We start from the raw sequence: 13,873 nt of genomic DNA, 5'->3' as shown, positions 1-13,873 counted from the left end.
TTATGCGCCACCTCCTAAATATCTATCCTGTGTTGTATGTTCATTTTCATAGATCGTCATAGACTCGACTTCAGCAATGGTCAGGTAGCGTAGTTTATATTCTACCGCCAAATGAGCCGGCTTGATCTCCTCGATAGCTGCCTTAAGATCCTCCACATTGGGCGGAATCCCGATGGTATCTATAAACTTGACTGTGAATCCCCATTCGGCGGGATGAAAGGTAACATCTACTGTACCGCCGTCATATGCTTCGGCTACATTTTTGACAAGTTTACCGGAAAAAGTACCTGCCCCTCGCAGCTTGGACTCCACTACCGAACGCCGCTGATCCAGCGGTTTACGAAGATCCGTTGCAATCCCTAGCTCCGTTTCCCAGCGCTCCAATCCCCAGGTAGCGGTACGGACGAAAAACTGAGCTACCGTCGCATCCATCGCCAGATACAAGGAATCCAGTTCACTACCCTTCGCATCCATATCGGAGCGCATTACACGGGAAATTTCATAGTAGGCAGGTAAATAGGAAAACAGCTCGCGTCCCCGCAAGCTGCTCATTTGTCCCTCTTCACCCATAGCTAGACGATTCGTTTGATCGTTCATGTTCGTTCCCTTATTACTCACTGACGCTCACCATCCCCAACACCGCCACCTGACCTGATCCAATCTCAATATTCTGATTGCTCTGTCCATTGATTTTCAGCTCAGAGAAATCAATAATGATCGGAATATCCAGTAAAACAGCAGTAATCCGGGTATACCGTACCAACGGGTCTTCCTTGTAAAAAGCAAGCTGCTTCAAATACGTCCGTACACCGCTTTCGATCAGCTTTTTGATTTCATCCAGTGTGGACGGCTTCTCTTTGGTGCGCTGTACCTTGACCGAGATGTTAATTTCCACCTCTGTCGCAGGCATGATTGTCACCACAGGACCCGCTGGTGCCAGCCCTTCGCCTTGCCCATCCTGGGTTGGATCAATGTACTTCTGCACCGCAGCGACGATATCCGGACTGGCAGCACGTTTATCCGTGTCTAGCACATATAAAGCCACCGTACCCGGCCCTTTCCAGAGCGGAACAACCTCCACACTGCCTACTCCGGCGATTTCATTCGCCCACTGCGTATACTGCGCCTTGTTGCCGCTTGTGCCCTGGTTCCGCACCTTGGCATAAAAACGCTCCAGCAACAGCTGGTCGCTCTCAATGTCCGTGCCACTTTGAGTCTCCTCCGTATTCATAACGGAGGAAACACCACTGACCGAACTCGCCATCACCTGAATGACGCCCGCGGGTACGTTACCGCTACGGCCGGGATTGACCGCCCGAATCGCCGTTTCTCCTTTACCCTGCTCATCCAGCGTGACCGCTGCCGTGGTCGCATACTCAATGGAAGCTTCCCCGGAAACATCATCTGCCGGGGTCGCCACCAAGGTTCCCGCCGGAACGGTCGTTCCCGCTGTGCCCGTGAAGGTAACCATACCTGAGGCAGCAACCGCTTCCCGCCGTGTCACTCCATGCTCTGCTGTTCGCAGATCCAGCTCAGGCGAGCGAAAATCCGGGTTGTCGCTGGCTGCTGTACTGGCAAAGCCCCGGCGCAGCAGCTCCTGCGCCCAGATCGCCGCTTCGGAGAGCATAAACGCTACTGGTGCCTGCGCATCCCAAATAAAAGAACCTTCGGACTTATCCATGTCCGAAGGCACTTTATCGAGCATACGACTCAAAATTTCCTCTTCTGTCTGGTCTACCAAATACTCCGGCAAGTCTGCCATTAGATCACCACACTTTCTACAATTTCCGTTTCATCCCGCACATTCGTAATCTGGCAGCTAAAATGGCATGCCTCACCTTCCCAGCGAAACGTGAACTGATCCACACTAGCCGTGCGGGCATCTGCCAGCAGCGCTTCGGTAACCATGCGCTTGATTTCACTTTCCTGCACACCGTGCCCATAGCTGCTGCCAATCAGCTCCTCCAGCTCGCTACCATAGTCAGGGGAATAGATCACATGACGGTAGCGGGGGGTACGAATTGCTTTTTCACACCACTGTACCCAGGCTTCTTTTTCACCTGTAACTACTATTTTACGGCTAGGACTCATGACAAACTCCCCGGCTTCAAAATCAAACCGCCAGCTTCGCCCAAATATCGCCCGGTTATCCTCCAGCACATCCGGGTCCGTGATATCCGTCCAGAGCATATCATCCGTTTCGGGAAATAAATTAGCCACGTCCACTCACCACCTTGCATACCACAACCACATCGTTGCCGCTATTCACCCGAACCGCCAGTACGCGATCTCCGGGCTTCAGTCCTTCGTTCAGGCTCAGATTCACATCCTCCAGCTCATCCTCCCCGATATAAAAGGAAGTTTTCAGCTCTTTGCCCTCCCAATTCTCCGACTCCACTGCGGTTGAGGTTCCTTTGTACATATGACGCGGTACAGATAGCAATCCCGGCAGCTCGGCGACCAGATAATCCTGAAGCTCATGTTTAAAATCGTCCAGCTTGAGTCCCGTGGAGGTGATCGTGCCCAGTACCGCGCCCACTCCGCTCAGCGCTTGCTTGGTATGCTTGTGAAATGAGGATTGCAATGCAGTAGCCAAATGCCCGTAGGGGTCCTTATTCAAGATAAAACCTCCTTTTTACATCGTCATACGTGCCCAGTTCCAGCGACATACTGCCGGGGTTCCCTAATTCCCTGCTCACTGAAATCACCAGCAGCTTCATGGAACCCAGCATCACCGCGTCTCCTGCACGAATCGTGTTCATATCTGGTGCATTTAGCGATATCGTTTGTTGTATGCCTCTCAGTTTACTTTTGGCCAACTCACGTGCGGCTGCACCCGATTTTACCTCGTCATCCTGCACGATCACCTGAAGCGTTCCATATTTGGCAATGTCTTTTTCCTCCAGTGCCATCACCTTGGACGGAACCTCGTTGCCCGTTTCACTCGCCGCCGTAGCCAGCACCTTGACTCTTGTGGCCGCGCCTTCGAGTGTACGAGATTGTGTCGTATCGGTCACTCTCTCCAAAACATACACATCTTTATTCGTTCCCAGCTCATATAGCTCCAAACCGGAGGTAATCATCCGTGGATGATACAGCTTGCCACCCGCCTTTGCCGTTTCACGCAAATCGCCCAGCATCATGGAATAAATAGACTGAGTCCGGTATACCGCGCGTCCGAGCTGCTTTTTCGTATCTGGCAATGAAGCGATTTTCAACTTCCAATCCCTGGCATATTTCTGAAAACGCTGCGTAGCCGTCTGCTTGGCAGGGAGCAAATATTCATCCTCCGACTTGTCCAAATACACCGTGCGATCATATAACGTCAGCGTCATACGCTTGAGTCCATTGTTGGAAGTTTCCACTTCCCAAATCACCGCTGGAGATAGCAAGGGGACATAGTCTTTTTTGCCATAAGGAATGCCACTAACCCGAATCGACATCCCTGGAGAAATGGGTGGCATGTCCGGCGTTACGACCAGATTTACCGTGCCCTGATAGGCGATTTGCTCCAGCGAATCCCTCAAATTAATGTTCTCCACCAGCGGCGATAAATCATATTTATCCTGTAAAATAACTTTATAGCTCATAACAGCACCAGCTTTTGCCCCGGTTTAATCGCATTCGGATTTTGACCAATGACCTTTTTGTTAAGCTGATAAATACGACTCCATTGTGAGCTGTCCCCCAGCTCCAGCTTGGCAATTTTGGACAAGGAATCCCCCGATTTAACCGTATAGGTTTTCTTCTTTTCTTTCATATCCGTGCGGGGCTTTTTGTTGACTGTAGAAGACTTCGTCCCACTGCCGGCTTTTTTGGATACTTTCATTTCACTCCAGGTCCGCAGCGAAAGATCAAAATTCACGTCCCCATATTCCCCGCCCCGAAAGGTTGAGTTATGAGACGCTACAATTACGGGTACATTTATAGCTGTCTCTGAAATGATGAAGCGTAATGGCTTTTGGGACAGCAAAAAACCATTCAACGTGTTCATGGCCTCTTGCGGATCAGGTAAATCTTTATATTTGCAATACGATTCATCGTACTCCTTGGGAAAAAAAGAAGAGAAGGAAATTTCCTTCACCTTCTCCCCTTGCGGAAAATCAAACTCCCCATAGGATAAAATCGTTGTCGTATCAAATCCCTTTTGCCGTGAGATCGTCACTTCCTCAGGATTCACCGGAAATATAAACTTAAATCCCTTGCCATCCGTTAAACTAAATTCCATATTTTTGTTCATTCTCCGTTACTCCCATCCTACTGCATTACATAGCTCCTCCACTCGCAGGTTTGGTGTTCTGCGTTGCCCGCAGAATTTCGGCTTTGAGACGATAGCCAATTTGCGTAATAAGCCCCTCCACATCCAGCTTGTTCTCATGCACAGTTACCTGAACAGCTCCGGCAGGAAGATTGAATTGGTTCGTAGTTTCCGTCTTAAAATCCTTCAAAAAGCCGGAGAGTGTTCCCATTTGTTCTGGGCTGATCTGTACCACTTGAGGAGTCGGATTACCATTGACTTTACCTTTAGCTTTAGCTCCGTTGTTCGCATGAGCCGCAGTATTCAATAGTGGGCTTGGATTTAACCCTTGGTTAGCAATAGCCATCGGTCCATAAGGATTAGGGACACCTTTTGCGCCTGGTTGCTGAGGCCCATACATCACTTGAGGACCCGGCGGTAATCCCGGAAAAGGTGGCATAGGTGTTAACGGTTTGGTAGCCACAGCTACAGCAGGTTGAGGTGGTATAGCAGGTTGAGGTACTTCAGGCGGCTTAGCTGGGGCTTTCTTAGGCTCATCTTTACCTCCAAAGGAGAAGAAGTTTGAGATACTATCACCAAAGGCTTCACTCTTTTCAGAGAGCCAACCTGTGACCTTGGATGCCTTTTCCTTAATTTCAGAGCCATGGTCTGAAATCCAACCGCCCACTTTGCCCCCTAAAAAGTCGCCTGCTAAACCGCCTACATATGAGCCAACAGCAGTACCGACACCTGGAAGCAAAAATGTTCCAATTGCTCCGCCTACCGTACTCCCAACCGACTCACCTACAGTGGAACCAATCGCTTGTGCGCGTTCCTTACCCGAAGCTGATGTAGCTATGCTTGCTGCATCTGCCAGAACCCCCAAAGGTCCACTAATGAACTTTTTACTTACGCCAAGTCCCTTACTCACTTTTTCAACTAATCCGCTATCTTTTACCATATTCAGAACAGAGGAAGCGTCTATGTCTGTTCCGCCAGTTAGCAAGTCGCCTGCAAAGCTAAGAATACCACCCGACTTGGAAGAGCGACGATTACCAGAATTTCTCCGATTATTTCTTGGACTTGGAACTCTTCGGTTAGGATTAATCCGGGGATTGGACTCTGCAGGGCCTGCGGCGCTTTGTCGTCCGCTTCTGTTTCCTTGTGTTGAGTTACGATCTCTAGTATTAATCCTTGCAATCTCTCCGGCTCTTGAATTAAAATCTCCTTGACCACCCGAGGATCGACGGCCACCGCCTCTGTCACCAGATCTTCTGCCCCCTGAACGTTTGCTTCTTCTTCCCGGGACATTTCCACCGCCAAACCCACCAGTAGATTTATCAGAGGTAACTTGAATTAATTTCTTAATTAATTCTTTAATCTCCGAAAGGTCTTTATTGCCTGATGCGCCTTCCGTGTTTCCTTCAGCTACCTCTTCTTTTTTTGAAGAAAAGAAAGTTTTCAGTCCGTTTATTGCTCCGCCTTCACTCCATGCTTTTTTTGTATCTGCCAACTTTTCTCTTGTTTTTGAAATTCTTTCAGGTATTTTAAAAATTGTTTGAGCACTTAAATCCTCACCGGTAACCCCTTTGTATACTTCTTGGACAACCTTGGCAGGCTCATTATATTTTTGCAGCGCCTCAGCCCACGCTGGAAGTTTACTTTCCTCTTTTTCCTTAGGAGGCTTATTTCCATTAAACAAAGCCATATTTTTTACTGCCCTTGTATTACTGTCTAACGCCTTTACAAGAGCATTAACACCTTCGATGGATATGTTACTACTACTACTACTCACTTTCACATTCACGTTCCCCGAGGCATTAATAATCTGGGATTTGACCCGGTTAATCTTGTTCAACAGATTATCCAGCCCTTTGGAGGCCATATCGTTCAACACAATTTCCGGGGCCATGCGGGTGCGACCGATTTTCATGACACGCCCTTGAATCCGTTCAAAATACCGTTCCATCGCGCGTAATTCGCGGTTCGCCTTAATGACGTTTTTGGGATCAATCACAAGGTTCATGCGGTAATTTAATGCTTCCGCCATATTTCAATGTTCACCTCCTTGTTTATGCTTTTGAAGCTGCCATGCTATCCATTTCCTGTTCAGCAAACGCCAGCAGCAGCATGCGCTCACCGCGGGGAAGCTGCCAAAAGTCTCCGGGGCGGAGGTGGTGCCGGACCCACAAGTGGTACAGCATCGTCGTCATTCCCCCGGAGTTGATTAGTTTTTTAGATCAGCAATTTCCACGCCAAAGCCGGACAGTTCCAGCACTTTGTCGCCTACGGCATCCAGTTCGCCTGCCAGCAGCATACGACGGACAGATTGTTCGCCACCGGACAGCTTCAAACGGCTTGTAATCCGGGGATCGCCCCAGCCGCTTAATGACAAGCCCTTCACTTCCAGCTTGCCAGTAGCTTCCGAAATCAACAGAGCGTTGAACGTCTCGGTATCTACCTTTTCATCCACTGCACCCTTCACGGTACGGCGAATGGTACACCGTTCACGAATGCTATCCACTTTGCTGGAGGTCAGACCATGCAGCACAATTTTCATATCCAGACGCTTGATACGCACCGTTTCCTCCGGCAATTTTTCAGCGGCTTCAAACAGACTATCCAAGATTTGTTCTTCTGTCATATTCTCATTCAAGCTCATATGTCATTCTCCCTTATTATCAATTGGTATTAGGGAACGGAACACCTTACGGCATCCCCTCCCCCGTGTTCATATTAGTTCGCTACAATCGGATCAAGCAGCTCATAACCTTCGAAGGTGAAGGTTGTTTCTTCCTGTACTTCCTCACCTGCTGTCCAGTTGGCAAGCTGGATTTTGTCAGGGGTGCAACGGATAAGACGAATACTCTCATGTCCAAAGGCTTCAGGGTCATCCAATTTAGTGATAATTTCAAAACGAGTGAAACCACGACGAATCATATCGGACGTTACCTTGTAGCCGCTCATGGTTCCCGTTCCTTTTTTAATACCACGTTTGTGAACCTTCCAGTCATTGCCCACGAGGTTCAACTCGCGTTTTTCCATTTCCACGCCGGCTTCCAGTTTATTGATATTCGTCTGCCATACCCCGTCCACATGCGCCTGACCATACGTACCTAAAATGACTCTTGAAGCATCCAACATTTATTTTTCCTCCTCAAAATGATCCATAATATAGTTTAGGATTTCTAATTTCCCGCGACATTCTTATTGCACGTAAAATGTACCAAACAGTTGCTCCATCACGTCGGTCAGTTTCACATTCCATTGCAGGAACACTTGATCTGGCTCCGGTTTGATGACTGGCGCATCGCCATAGTAAGCCGGATCGAGAATGACATCGTAGCCATCGGCTTCGATCACGTTGCTCAGCGACAATTGTGCCAAGTATTCTTTGATCGCACCGATGAGTGCCAGACGGCCTTCCACCGTGTTGTTAATTTTGCCAATGTAAGTCTCTTCGGCTGCACGCTGCAAGTCAGCGTTAATAGCATCCATAACGCGAATAGAACGGATTTTCTTCCATGCGTTGTTTTGTCCAGCAGCCGGGTTCACCAAGCTGCTGATCCCGCGCAACGCTTTGACCTGACGGCCGTCGAAGAACAGCAGGAAGACACCATTACGGACAGCCTGCTCCTGTTCGGAGCGTGTCCAGCGGCGAGTTACATCCTCAAAAGGCGTCACCGTATATGTCGTGGATTGATTCAGACGTTGGCCTGCGATCAGTCCGGCTACATAAGCAGCCGTTTGAGCGGAGCTGTAGTCCGTACCTGCCAGACGCACGCCAGTACCCACGTTTACGATACCTTCATGGTTGAGCGCCAGAGAACGATCAGAGGCCAGACTGACAGCGGTTTTCGATACATCATCTGCCGCAGAACCACCAAACACGGCGATAACGCCTTTGCCTTCGCTGCGGACACGCTTGATCCAGGCGGCAAAGCTTTGCAGCAAGGCCAGATCGGCTGCGTAATCCAGCGCCAGCACATTAAATTCCTGTCCTTCAAGCGCTTCCTGCATTGCGATATAATCAGCGTTAACCAGTGTGCTGTTGCCACTGTTACCGCCTGTCAGACGTACGCCGCTGACATCTACCGGAATGCCGCCATTGCCGATAACCTCAGCCTTCACCCATACGTTTTCGCTGTTCTTGTTCATCGCTTCGGCAATCGAAGCAGCCGTGCCGTCACTGCCTTTATACGTACCCAGCAGTTTAGTGCCCTCATAGAGACGCACCTCACGGGCTTGCTCGTCACCCAAAGTTGGCTGCACAGTTACAGCAAAGCCATTACCGCGGCTACCTGTGTACAGCGCCTGCAAGCGCAGCACATCGGTTGGTGCCTCACCGCCGCTTTTCAGCGTCACAGTTGCTGGTGCAGCCGTGTCATCTGCCAAACGGTAGGCCAACAGCTTTTTTGGTCCACCCAGCAGAGCCAGATACAGCGTAGAATACGCTGTCGCACCATCCATACTGTCATTCGAAAAGATTTGGCTGATCGCCGTTTCGCTGCCAACTTCTACAAACTCACGTACAGGACCCCAATTGGCTTTAACCGGTACAACGACCGTACCGCGCGAGCCACCTTGAATCGCTGAAGCCGCTGCTGCCTGAAAATTCATATACAAACCCGGCAATACCGGTTTATTCGTGTTTTCCCATGTTCCGCCTGCCATAATTAGTCCACCTTCGCTTTCATAAATTGTTCGATTTTAGTGTGTGCTTCTGCTACCGTGAACAGCTTGTCCTGTGTGCCAAAAAATGCGCCTGCCAGCACTTCTTCCTTCACGGAAAACAATTGTTCCGCGTGCTCCTTAAGCTCCTCCAGCGTATAGCGGGGGCCGCTTGCTTCCTGCCCGGCATTGACCGGGGCCTTCTCATTGTTGTCCAAGGTCACTCGGACCACCTCATTTCAAATTAGGATGAATTTCCACTCTGCGGATTAACGCCGCTTCCTCAGCCGGACGCATACGCCGCTGTACCAACGTCAGCCGGAGCTGACCGTCCAAAATCGCATCCGCCTGCAAATCTGCGGAAGCTTCAGCTGTAGACATATAACGGACCTTCTCCTGATCCAGAGGAAGCTGAATTTGGGCGGCAAAGCCCTCGACCAGAGCGGAAGCCGCGCGGTTCTCTTCGGTGGTGTCCGGAGCGGTGATGTGCCCGATGAACTGTTTGCGAAGTTCATACATGGGGGCTCCCGCCATCCTGATCTCGCAGCCACTCAGCCGCCATAGCACCGCGTGCCGTCCCGGTTGTGTGGGCCATGCATCGGCGTACACCGACCACGTCTCGCCCAGTTGCTTCTGTGTCCAGCGGGTCAGCGCCGCCAGCCATTCATCCGGCTGTGCAACACCGTTTGTCGGAGCGACCGCCGGACTACCTTCCGTTTCAGGCACATACACGCCAAAACGCAGCGTTCTGTAGGCCTTGCCCGTGACGGTATCCAGCTTTTCTGCATCCCGCACGCCCAAGTAATGCGCGGTAAAAGCCGACGTGTCCTCACCTTCGTCTGTCACCGGTTCCCGGTGCAGCCCGGCAATCAGGGCGTTCGCCCATACATCGGCCTGTGCCAGCCCGGCTTGTCCTGCGTACAGCTTGATGCGGACAACCTGCCGATATCCGACCCAGGAGGACTTCCAAATTTCCTCGCCCAGCGCCATAACGGCGTACGGCTCCTCTGCCGTCTGCGACGGTGGCTGAACATCGTATACGCGCCCTTGTAGCGCTGGAACAATGTCAATGAGCTTTTGTTTAAAGGCTTGTCTCATCCTGCGGCATGCCACCTTTGCGCATCCTGCACTCTCATGTTGTGGCTGCTTACCCAGGCTTTTTTCCACTTCCGTGTTCTCATCCGGCGCAGCCTCAACCTCATGCATTGCAGCATCCATTGCTTAGGCAACACGACTCCTCCTTTCTGTACCACGAATTCCCGGGAATCGACAGGGACGACAACCGCATGAAAAAACCGGCCCTGATGGCCGGCTAACTTTTGACTGTGTGTGTCTTCGGTATGTCCTCTTGTCTTGATTCCCGATGATATAATCTTACACCCTTTTAACGAATGCGTTGCCGGGGAAATGGACGATAAAAGTAGAGACTAGGGATGAAGTTGGGTGGTATTTTGAGAACATGTGTTCTTGTAATTAAAAAAGACCTTGACCCCCGCTATTACAGGAAATCAAAGCCTTTTAAGAAACGATATTAAAATAGAAATGAGAAAAAATGGATAATTATTACACTATCCCCATTTTCGATCCGCCCTTCTGTAAGCCTGCCTGATTCAGAACACCTTGATCCGCCAGTGCAAGCGCCATTTTGTAAAAAGCCCGGGTGCGGATTTTCGTGTACGTATCTTTGCTTACTGGCGGATCGAGCACATAATTGTAAACCTTGTAGTCGAACACATCGTCATCCTTTAAATAACGCTCACGGATGAGCAACTGTTCGCGTTCATTTAAGCGGCTGACTACGGCATCCACCATCTCGCAATAAGCCAAACGAGCTGCAGGCGCATCTACATTATATACGGCTGTCCGTGCCGTTGGATCGCTTGTCACATTCGTCGGACCGTTCGGGCGATCCTTATAACCAGCAGTGATGAAACTTTCCCGGTCCATAAAAGTAATGGTTTTATAAATCCGATATTTTTCAAATACCCCCTCCAGTGCGTTCTGCGTTTTGCGTCTGTCCAATTCGGGTAAGTTATTTTTCATGCAAAGCAACACTCCTTATCTTATCTTTATGTTTTTTGATAATGATGTATTTTTTAAATCGTACAACTCTTGCGTTTACATCTTGTTCCCCTTTTGTTCGTATTATGAGTATAACATAACATTATTTAGGATAGCTATCCATCGGTAAAAATAGCGGTATAGCTTCAAAAACAGGATATTCGCTTTATTTTTCTATACCTTTTGGCATATTACGCGCTTTTACTATTTACCTAATGGTATAATGGAACTAATCTTTTATTCTGTTGCAGAAAGGAGCCGCCATTGTGAAACAACCAGCATTCGGAACATACTTAAAGCAGCAGCGTGAGCACAAGCAATGGAGCATTAACCAATTGGCAGAAGCGGCTGACATCAGCAATTCACAAATTTCCCGGATTGAAAACGGACTGCGTGGCGTACCCAAGCCCTCTACTCTCCGCAAAATAGCGGACGCGCTCGGCGTATCGTATACCGAGATGATGAAGAACGCCGGATATTGGGGAGACGATGATTCCGTAGAGCAACATTCACACGAGTCCTATCGTTCCAACGTACCGGAATGGGCTGCTTCCAAAGACCGCCGGGATTTTAAAAAAATGCTGGAGGAAGACGGCGAATTAATGTTCGACGGCATTCCGCTGGATGAAGAAGATCGTCGACGGATCAAAGATGTGCTGACAGGTCTGTTCTGGGAAGCCAAACAGATGAACAAGCATAAACCCAAATCGCCCCCAACGGGCAGTGATCAGGAATAGCAGGTGAGTACATGAACGAACTTATTCACAAACTCGTCCGAAAATACCGTACGAACTGCCCCTTCAATATTGCAGAAGCTCTGGGTATTCATATCCGTTAGAACGCTAATGCTCATATATAATTGTCGTTTATTACGTCCTCTTCAATATAGGTAATTTCACAATAGCTTTAACAACCAATATGTAAGAAAATTTTCAGTTTCCTCATATAAAATAGAAGTTATTTTTACAATCTTCTGATAAAATGTGAACGTAAGAGGCTTCTCTAATGCATTCATTTTATAGGAGGTTGAAAGAACAAAATGAACTCATGGAAAAAAATCTCGTCTATCTTAACGACCGCCGCGCTGCTGTTCGGATGTCTTGGAACAGCAGCAGCAGACCCGGCAGCTAGCACGGGAACAGCGGGAAGTGCAACTCCTCCGGTCAGTGGTAAACACATCACCATCCTACATACGAACGATACCCATGCCCACGTAGTCACCAACGACAAGGAAATGGGGTTCGCCAAGCTGGCAGGCATCATTGACCAGTACCGTGCTTCCAATCCCAATACGCTGCTGCTGGATGACGGAGATACGGTTCATGGAACGACCTTCGCTACCTTGGTCAACGGCCAGAGCATCGTGAAAGTCATTAACAAGCTTCGCTATGATGCAATGGTACCAGGCAATCATGAGTTTAATTACGGCTGGAAGCATCTTGTGGAGCTGAGTAAGGAAATTCAATTCCCGGTACTCAGTGCCAACATTAAGCAAACAGACGGAACACGCTTGTTCCAGCCTTATGTCATTAAAGAAGTCGATGGCGTTAAAATTGGTATTATCGGCCTGACTACGCCCGAAACGGCATACAAAACGAATCCTAAAAATGTCGAGGGCATTCAATTCACCGATCCTGCTGTTGAAACCAAAGCGGCAGTAGATGAAATCCGCAGTAAAGTGGACGTTGTCGTGGTCCTCGGTCACCTGGGACAAGATGCATCCAGCAAAGACACCAGCCTTAAGGTCGTCAAGGAAGTGCCCGGCATTGATATTTTCATTGATGGACACAGCCATACCGTACTGGAAAAAGGCTTGGTCGGTGACAATGGTACACTGATCGCAAGCGCGGGTGAATATACGAAGTATCTGGGCGTTGTCGATTTATGGGTCGACGGCGGCAAGGTTACCCAAAAACAAGCCAAGCTGATTGATTCGACGCAAGCAGTCGATGTTCAGCCCAATGCTGAAATTGCTACATTGATCGCCTCTGTTCAGAAGGAACAGGAACCTATCCTCAAAGAGGTTGTAGCACGAACGAGTGTGAACCTGGAAGGAGCGCGTGAAAAGGTACGTGCAGGTGAAACGAATCTCGGCGACCTGCTCACCGATGCCATGCGTGATATTTCGGGGGCAGACGTGGCCCTGACCAACGGCGGCGGCATTCGGGCGTCCATCAAGACGGGAACGGTAACCAAGGGAGACATCATCACTGTGCTGCCATTCGGCAACCAGATTGTTACCCTGAAAGTGAAAGGCTCCGACATTCAGGCAGCACTTGAAAATGGCACAGCCTCCTATCCGGAGCCAAGCGGCGGTTTTCCACAGGTATCAGGGATCTCGTTTACAATAGATACATCGGCAGCCAAGGGAAGCCGTGTCCATTCCATCCTGATTGGCGGAAAAACGCTTGATCCTGATGCCACGTACACACTGGCAACCAATGATTTTACTGCTGTAGGCGGAGATCAGTATACAATGTTCGCCAAATATCCGCAGGCAGGTATGTTCGGATCGCTTGACGAGGCCCTGATTCGCTACATGCAAAAGGTTGGCTCCGCCAGCCTGCAAGTACAAGCAGACGGCCGCATTCAAGAAGCCAAAGCAGACGTCAAGGCTTCCGTTCCTGCCGTGCAGCCCGTACCCTCTGCTCCGGCTGCCAAACCTGCACCAGCCAAGGCTCCAACAGCCAAGCCGCAACAGACACCGGCTTCTGCACAAGCTACAAATAGCCATGTGTATGTTGTAAAGTCCGGGGATACACTGTATGGTATTTCCCGCCAATACGGGTTCACCTGGCAACAGCTTCAAAAGCTGAACAAGCTGAAAAATCCCCACCGTATTTATCCGGGACAAAGGCTTGACCTCCCGGCCTAATTTAATAAGCTTGCAAAGGCAGCGTCCAG

At 49.5% G+C, this 13,873-nt stretch carries 15 protein-coding genes and 1 pseudogene; 3 read left to right on the top strand and 13 right to left on the bottom strand.

The window, feature by feature from the left end:
• From ACWGOO_RS08130 to ACWGOO_RS08070, 13 genes are all read right to left on the bottom strand, one after another.
• Positions 1 to 597: a YmfQ family protein gene (locus ACWGOO_RS08130; RefSeq protein ID WP_452482501.1), complete on the bottom strand. Its 597-nt coding sequence runs from the start codon at positions 595 to 597 to the stop codon at positions 1 to 3.
• Positions 598 to 610: 13 nt separating this feature from the next.
• Positions 611 to 1,762, bottom strand: coding sequence for a baseplate J/gp47 family protein (locus ACWGOO_RS08125; protein WP_452482320.1), 1,152 nt, complete (start codon positions 1,760 to 1,762; stop codon positions 611 to 613).
• Complete coding sequence (locus ACWGOO_RS08120) at positions 1,762 to 2,220, bottom strand: DUF2634 domain-containing protein (protein ID WP_452482318.1); 459 nt, start codon at positions 2,218 to 2,220, stop codon at positions 1,762 to 1,764. Before ACWGOO_RS08120 ends, ACWGOO_RS08125 begins: the two co-directional genes overlap by 1 nt.
• Entirely contained in the window at positions 2,213 to 2,620 is a 408-nt protein-coding gene (locus tag ACWGOO_RS08115) for a hypothetical protein (RefSeq protein ID WP_014280222.1), read from the bottom strand. The genes ACWGOO_RS08120 and ACWGOO_RS08115 overlap by 8 nt, the downstream gene beginning before the upstream one ends.
• On the bottom strand, positions 2,613 to 3,590 hold the full coding sequence (locus tag ACWGOO_RS08110) for an XkdQ/YqbQ family protein (RefSeq protein WP_452482315.1): 978 nt from the start codon (positions 3,588 to 3,590) through the stop codon (positions 2,613 to 2,615). The genes ACWGOO_RS08115 and ACWGOO_RS08110 overlap by 8 nt, the downstream gene beginning before the upstream one ends.
• Positions 3,587 to 4,228: a LysM peptidoglycan-binding domain-containing protein gene (locus ACWGOO_RS08105; RefSeq protein WP_452482499.1), complete on the bottom strand. Its 642-nt coding sequence runs from the start codon at positions 4,226 to 4,228 to the stop codon at positions 3,587 to 3,589. The genes ACWGOO_RS08110 and ACWGOO_RS08105 overlap by 4 nt, the downstream gene beginning before the upstream one ends.
• 37 nt (positions 4,229 to 4,265) lie before the next feature.
• On the bottom strand, positions 4,266 to 6,287 hold the full coding sequence (locus ACWGOO_RS08100; protein ID WP_452482313.1) for a hypothetical protein: 2,022 nt from the start codon (positions 6,285 to 6,287) through the stop codon (positions 4,266 to 4,268).
• 177 nt (positions 6,288 to 6,464) lie between these two features.
• Positions 6,465 to 6,899 (bottom strand): phage tail assembly chaperone, encoded by a 435-nt coding sequence (locus ACWGOO_RS08095; protein ID WP_044645253.1) that lies wholly within the window; start codon positions 6,897 to 6,899, stop codon positions 6,465 to 6,467.
• Positions 6,900 to 6,973: 74 nt separating this feature from the next.
• Positions 6,974 to 7,381 carry a phage tail tube protein gene (locus ACWGOO_RS08090; RefSeq protein WP_452482311.1) on the bottom strand — a complete coding sequence of 136 codons (408 nt, stop codon included), beginning with the start codon at positions 7,379 to 7,381 and terminating at the stop codon, positions 6,974 to 6,976.
• A gap of 63 nt (positions 7,382 to 7,444) precedes the next feature.
• The gene (locus ACWGOO_RS08085; protein WP_354451272.1) at positions 7,445 to 8,911 is read right to left on the bottom strand and encodes a phage tail sheath family protein; all 1,467 of its coding nucleotides are present in this window, start codon (positions 8,909 to 8,911) and stop codon (positions 7,445 to 7,447) included.
• A gap of 2 nt (positions 8,912 to 8,913) precedes the next feature.
• The gene (locus ACWGOO_RS08080; RefSeq protein ID WP_452482309.1) at positions 8,914 to 9,132 is read right to left on the bottom strand and encodes a hypothetical protein; all 219 of its coding nucleotides are present in this window, start codon (positions 9,130 to 9,132) and stop codon (positions 8,914 to 8,916) included.
• Positions 9,133 to 9,142: 10 nt separating this feature from the next.
• Positions 9,143 to 10,114, bottom strand: a complete 972-nt coding sequence (locus tag ACWGOO_RS08075) for a hypothetical protein (RefSeq protein ID WP_452482307.1) — start codon at positions 10,112 to 10,114, stop codon at positions 9,143 to 9,145.
• 357 nt (positions 10,115 to 10,471) lie between these two features.
• A complete protein-coding gene (locus ACWGOO_RS08070; RefSeq protein WP_452482305.1) occupies positions 10,472 to 10,951 on the bottom strand; it encodes an ArpU family phage packaging/lysis transcriptional regulator in 480 nt (159 codons plus the stop codon).
• A gap of 284 nt (positions 10,952 to 11,235) precedes the next feature.
• Between ACWGOO_RS08070 and ACWGOO_RS08065 the strand changes: the two genes are divergently transcribed.
• From ACWGOO_RS08065 to ACWGOO_RS08055, 3 genes and pseudogenes are all read left to right on the top strand, one after another.
• Positions 11,236 to 11,706, top strand: coding sequence for a helix-turn-helix domain-containing protein (locus tag ACWGOO_RS08065; RefSeq protein WP_452482303.1), 471 nt, complete (start codon positions 11,236 to 11,238; stop codon positions 11,704 to 11,706).
• Between the two features lie 11 nt (positions 11,707 to 11,717).
• A pseudogene (locus tag ACWGOO_RS08060) lies at positions 11,718 to 11,804 on the top strand (ImmA/IrrE family metallo-endopeptidase); the annotation flags it as partial.
• 204 nt (positions 11,805 to 12,008) lie between these two features.
• Positions 12,009 to 13,844, top strand: coding sequence for a 5'-nucleotidase C-terminal domain-containing protein (locus ACWGOO_RS08055; protein WP_452482301.1), 1,836 nt, complete (start codon positions 12,009 to 12,011; stop codon positions 13,842 to 13,844).
• Positions 13,845 to 13,873 lie beyond the last annotated feature (29 nt).

It is taken from the genome of Paenibacillus sp. NPDC055715 (genome assembly GCF_053617595.1).
This window is presented reverse-complemented; position numbering and strand designations above follow the sequence as displayed.

Excerpts from the sequence above, each read along its gene's own strand:
- ACWGOO_RS08130 (WP_452482501.1), bottom strand. The coding sequence starts at position 597 with ATGAACGATCAAACGAATCGTCTAGCTATGGGTGAAGAGGGACAAATG.
- ACWGOO_RS08125 (WP_452482320.1), bottom strand. The coding sequence starts at position 1,762 with ATGGCAGACTTGCCGGAGTATTTGGTAGACCAGACAGAAGAGGAAATT.
- ACWGOO_RS08110 (WP_452482315.1), bottom strand. The coding sequence starts at position 3,590 with ATGAGCTATAAAGTTATTTTACAGGATAAATATGATTTATCGCCGCTG.
- ACWGOO_RS08105 (WP_452482499.1), bottom strand. The coding sequence starts at position 4,228 with ATGGAATTTAGTTTAACGGATGGCAAGGGATTTAAGTTTATATTTCCG.
- ACWGOO_RS08100 (WP_452482313.1), bottom strand. The coding sequence starts at position 6,287 with ATGGCGGAAGCATTAAATTACCGCATGAACCTTGTGATTGATCCCAAA.
- ACWGOO_RS08095 (WP_044645253.1), bottom strand. The coding sequence starts at position 6,899 with ATGAGCTTGAATGAGAATATGACAGAAGAACAAATCTTGGATAGTCTG.
- ACWGOO_RS08090 (WP_452482311.1), bottom strand. The coding sequence starts at position 7,381 with ATGTTGGATGCTTCAAGAGTCATTTTAGGTACGTATGGTCAGGCGCAT.
- ACWGOO_RS08085 (WP_354451272.1), bottom strand. The coding sequence starts at position 8,911 with ATGGCAGGCGGAACATGGGAAAACACGAATAAACCGGTATTGCCGGGT.
- ACWGOO_RS08075 (WP_452482307.1), bottom strand. The coding sequence starts at position 10,114 with ATGCATGAGGTTGAGGCTGCGCCGGATGAGAACACGGAAGTGGAAAAA.
- ACWGOO_RS08070 (WP_452482305.1), bottom strand. The coding sequence starts at position 10,951 with ATGAAAAATAACTTACCCGAATTGGACAGACGCAAAACGCAGAACGCA.
- ACWGOO_RS08055 (WP_452482301.1), top strand. The coding sequence starts at position 12,009 with ATGAACTCATGGAAAAAAATCTCGTCTATCTTAACGACCGCCGCGCTG.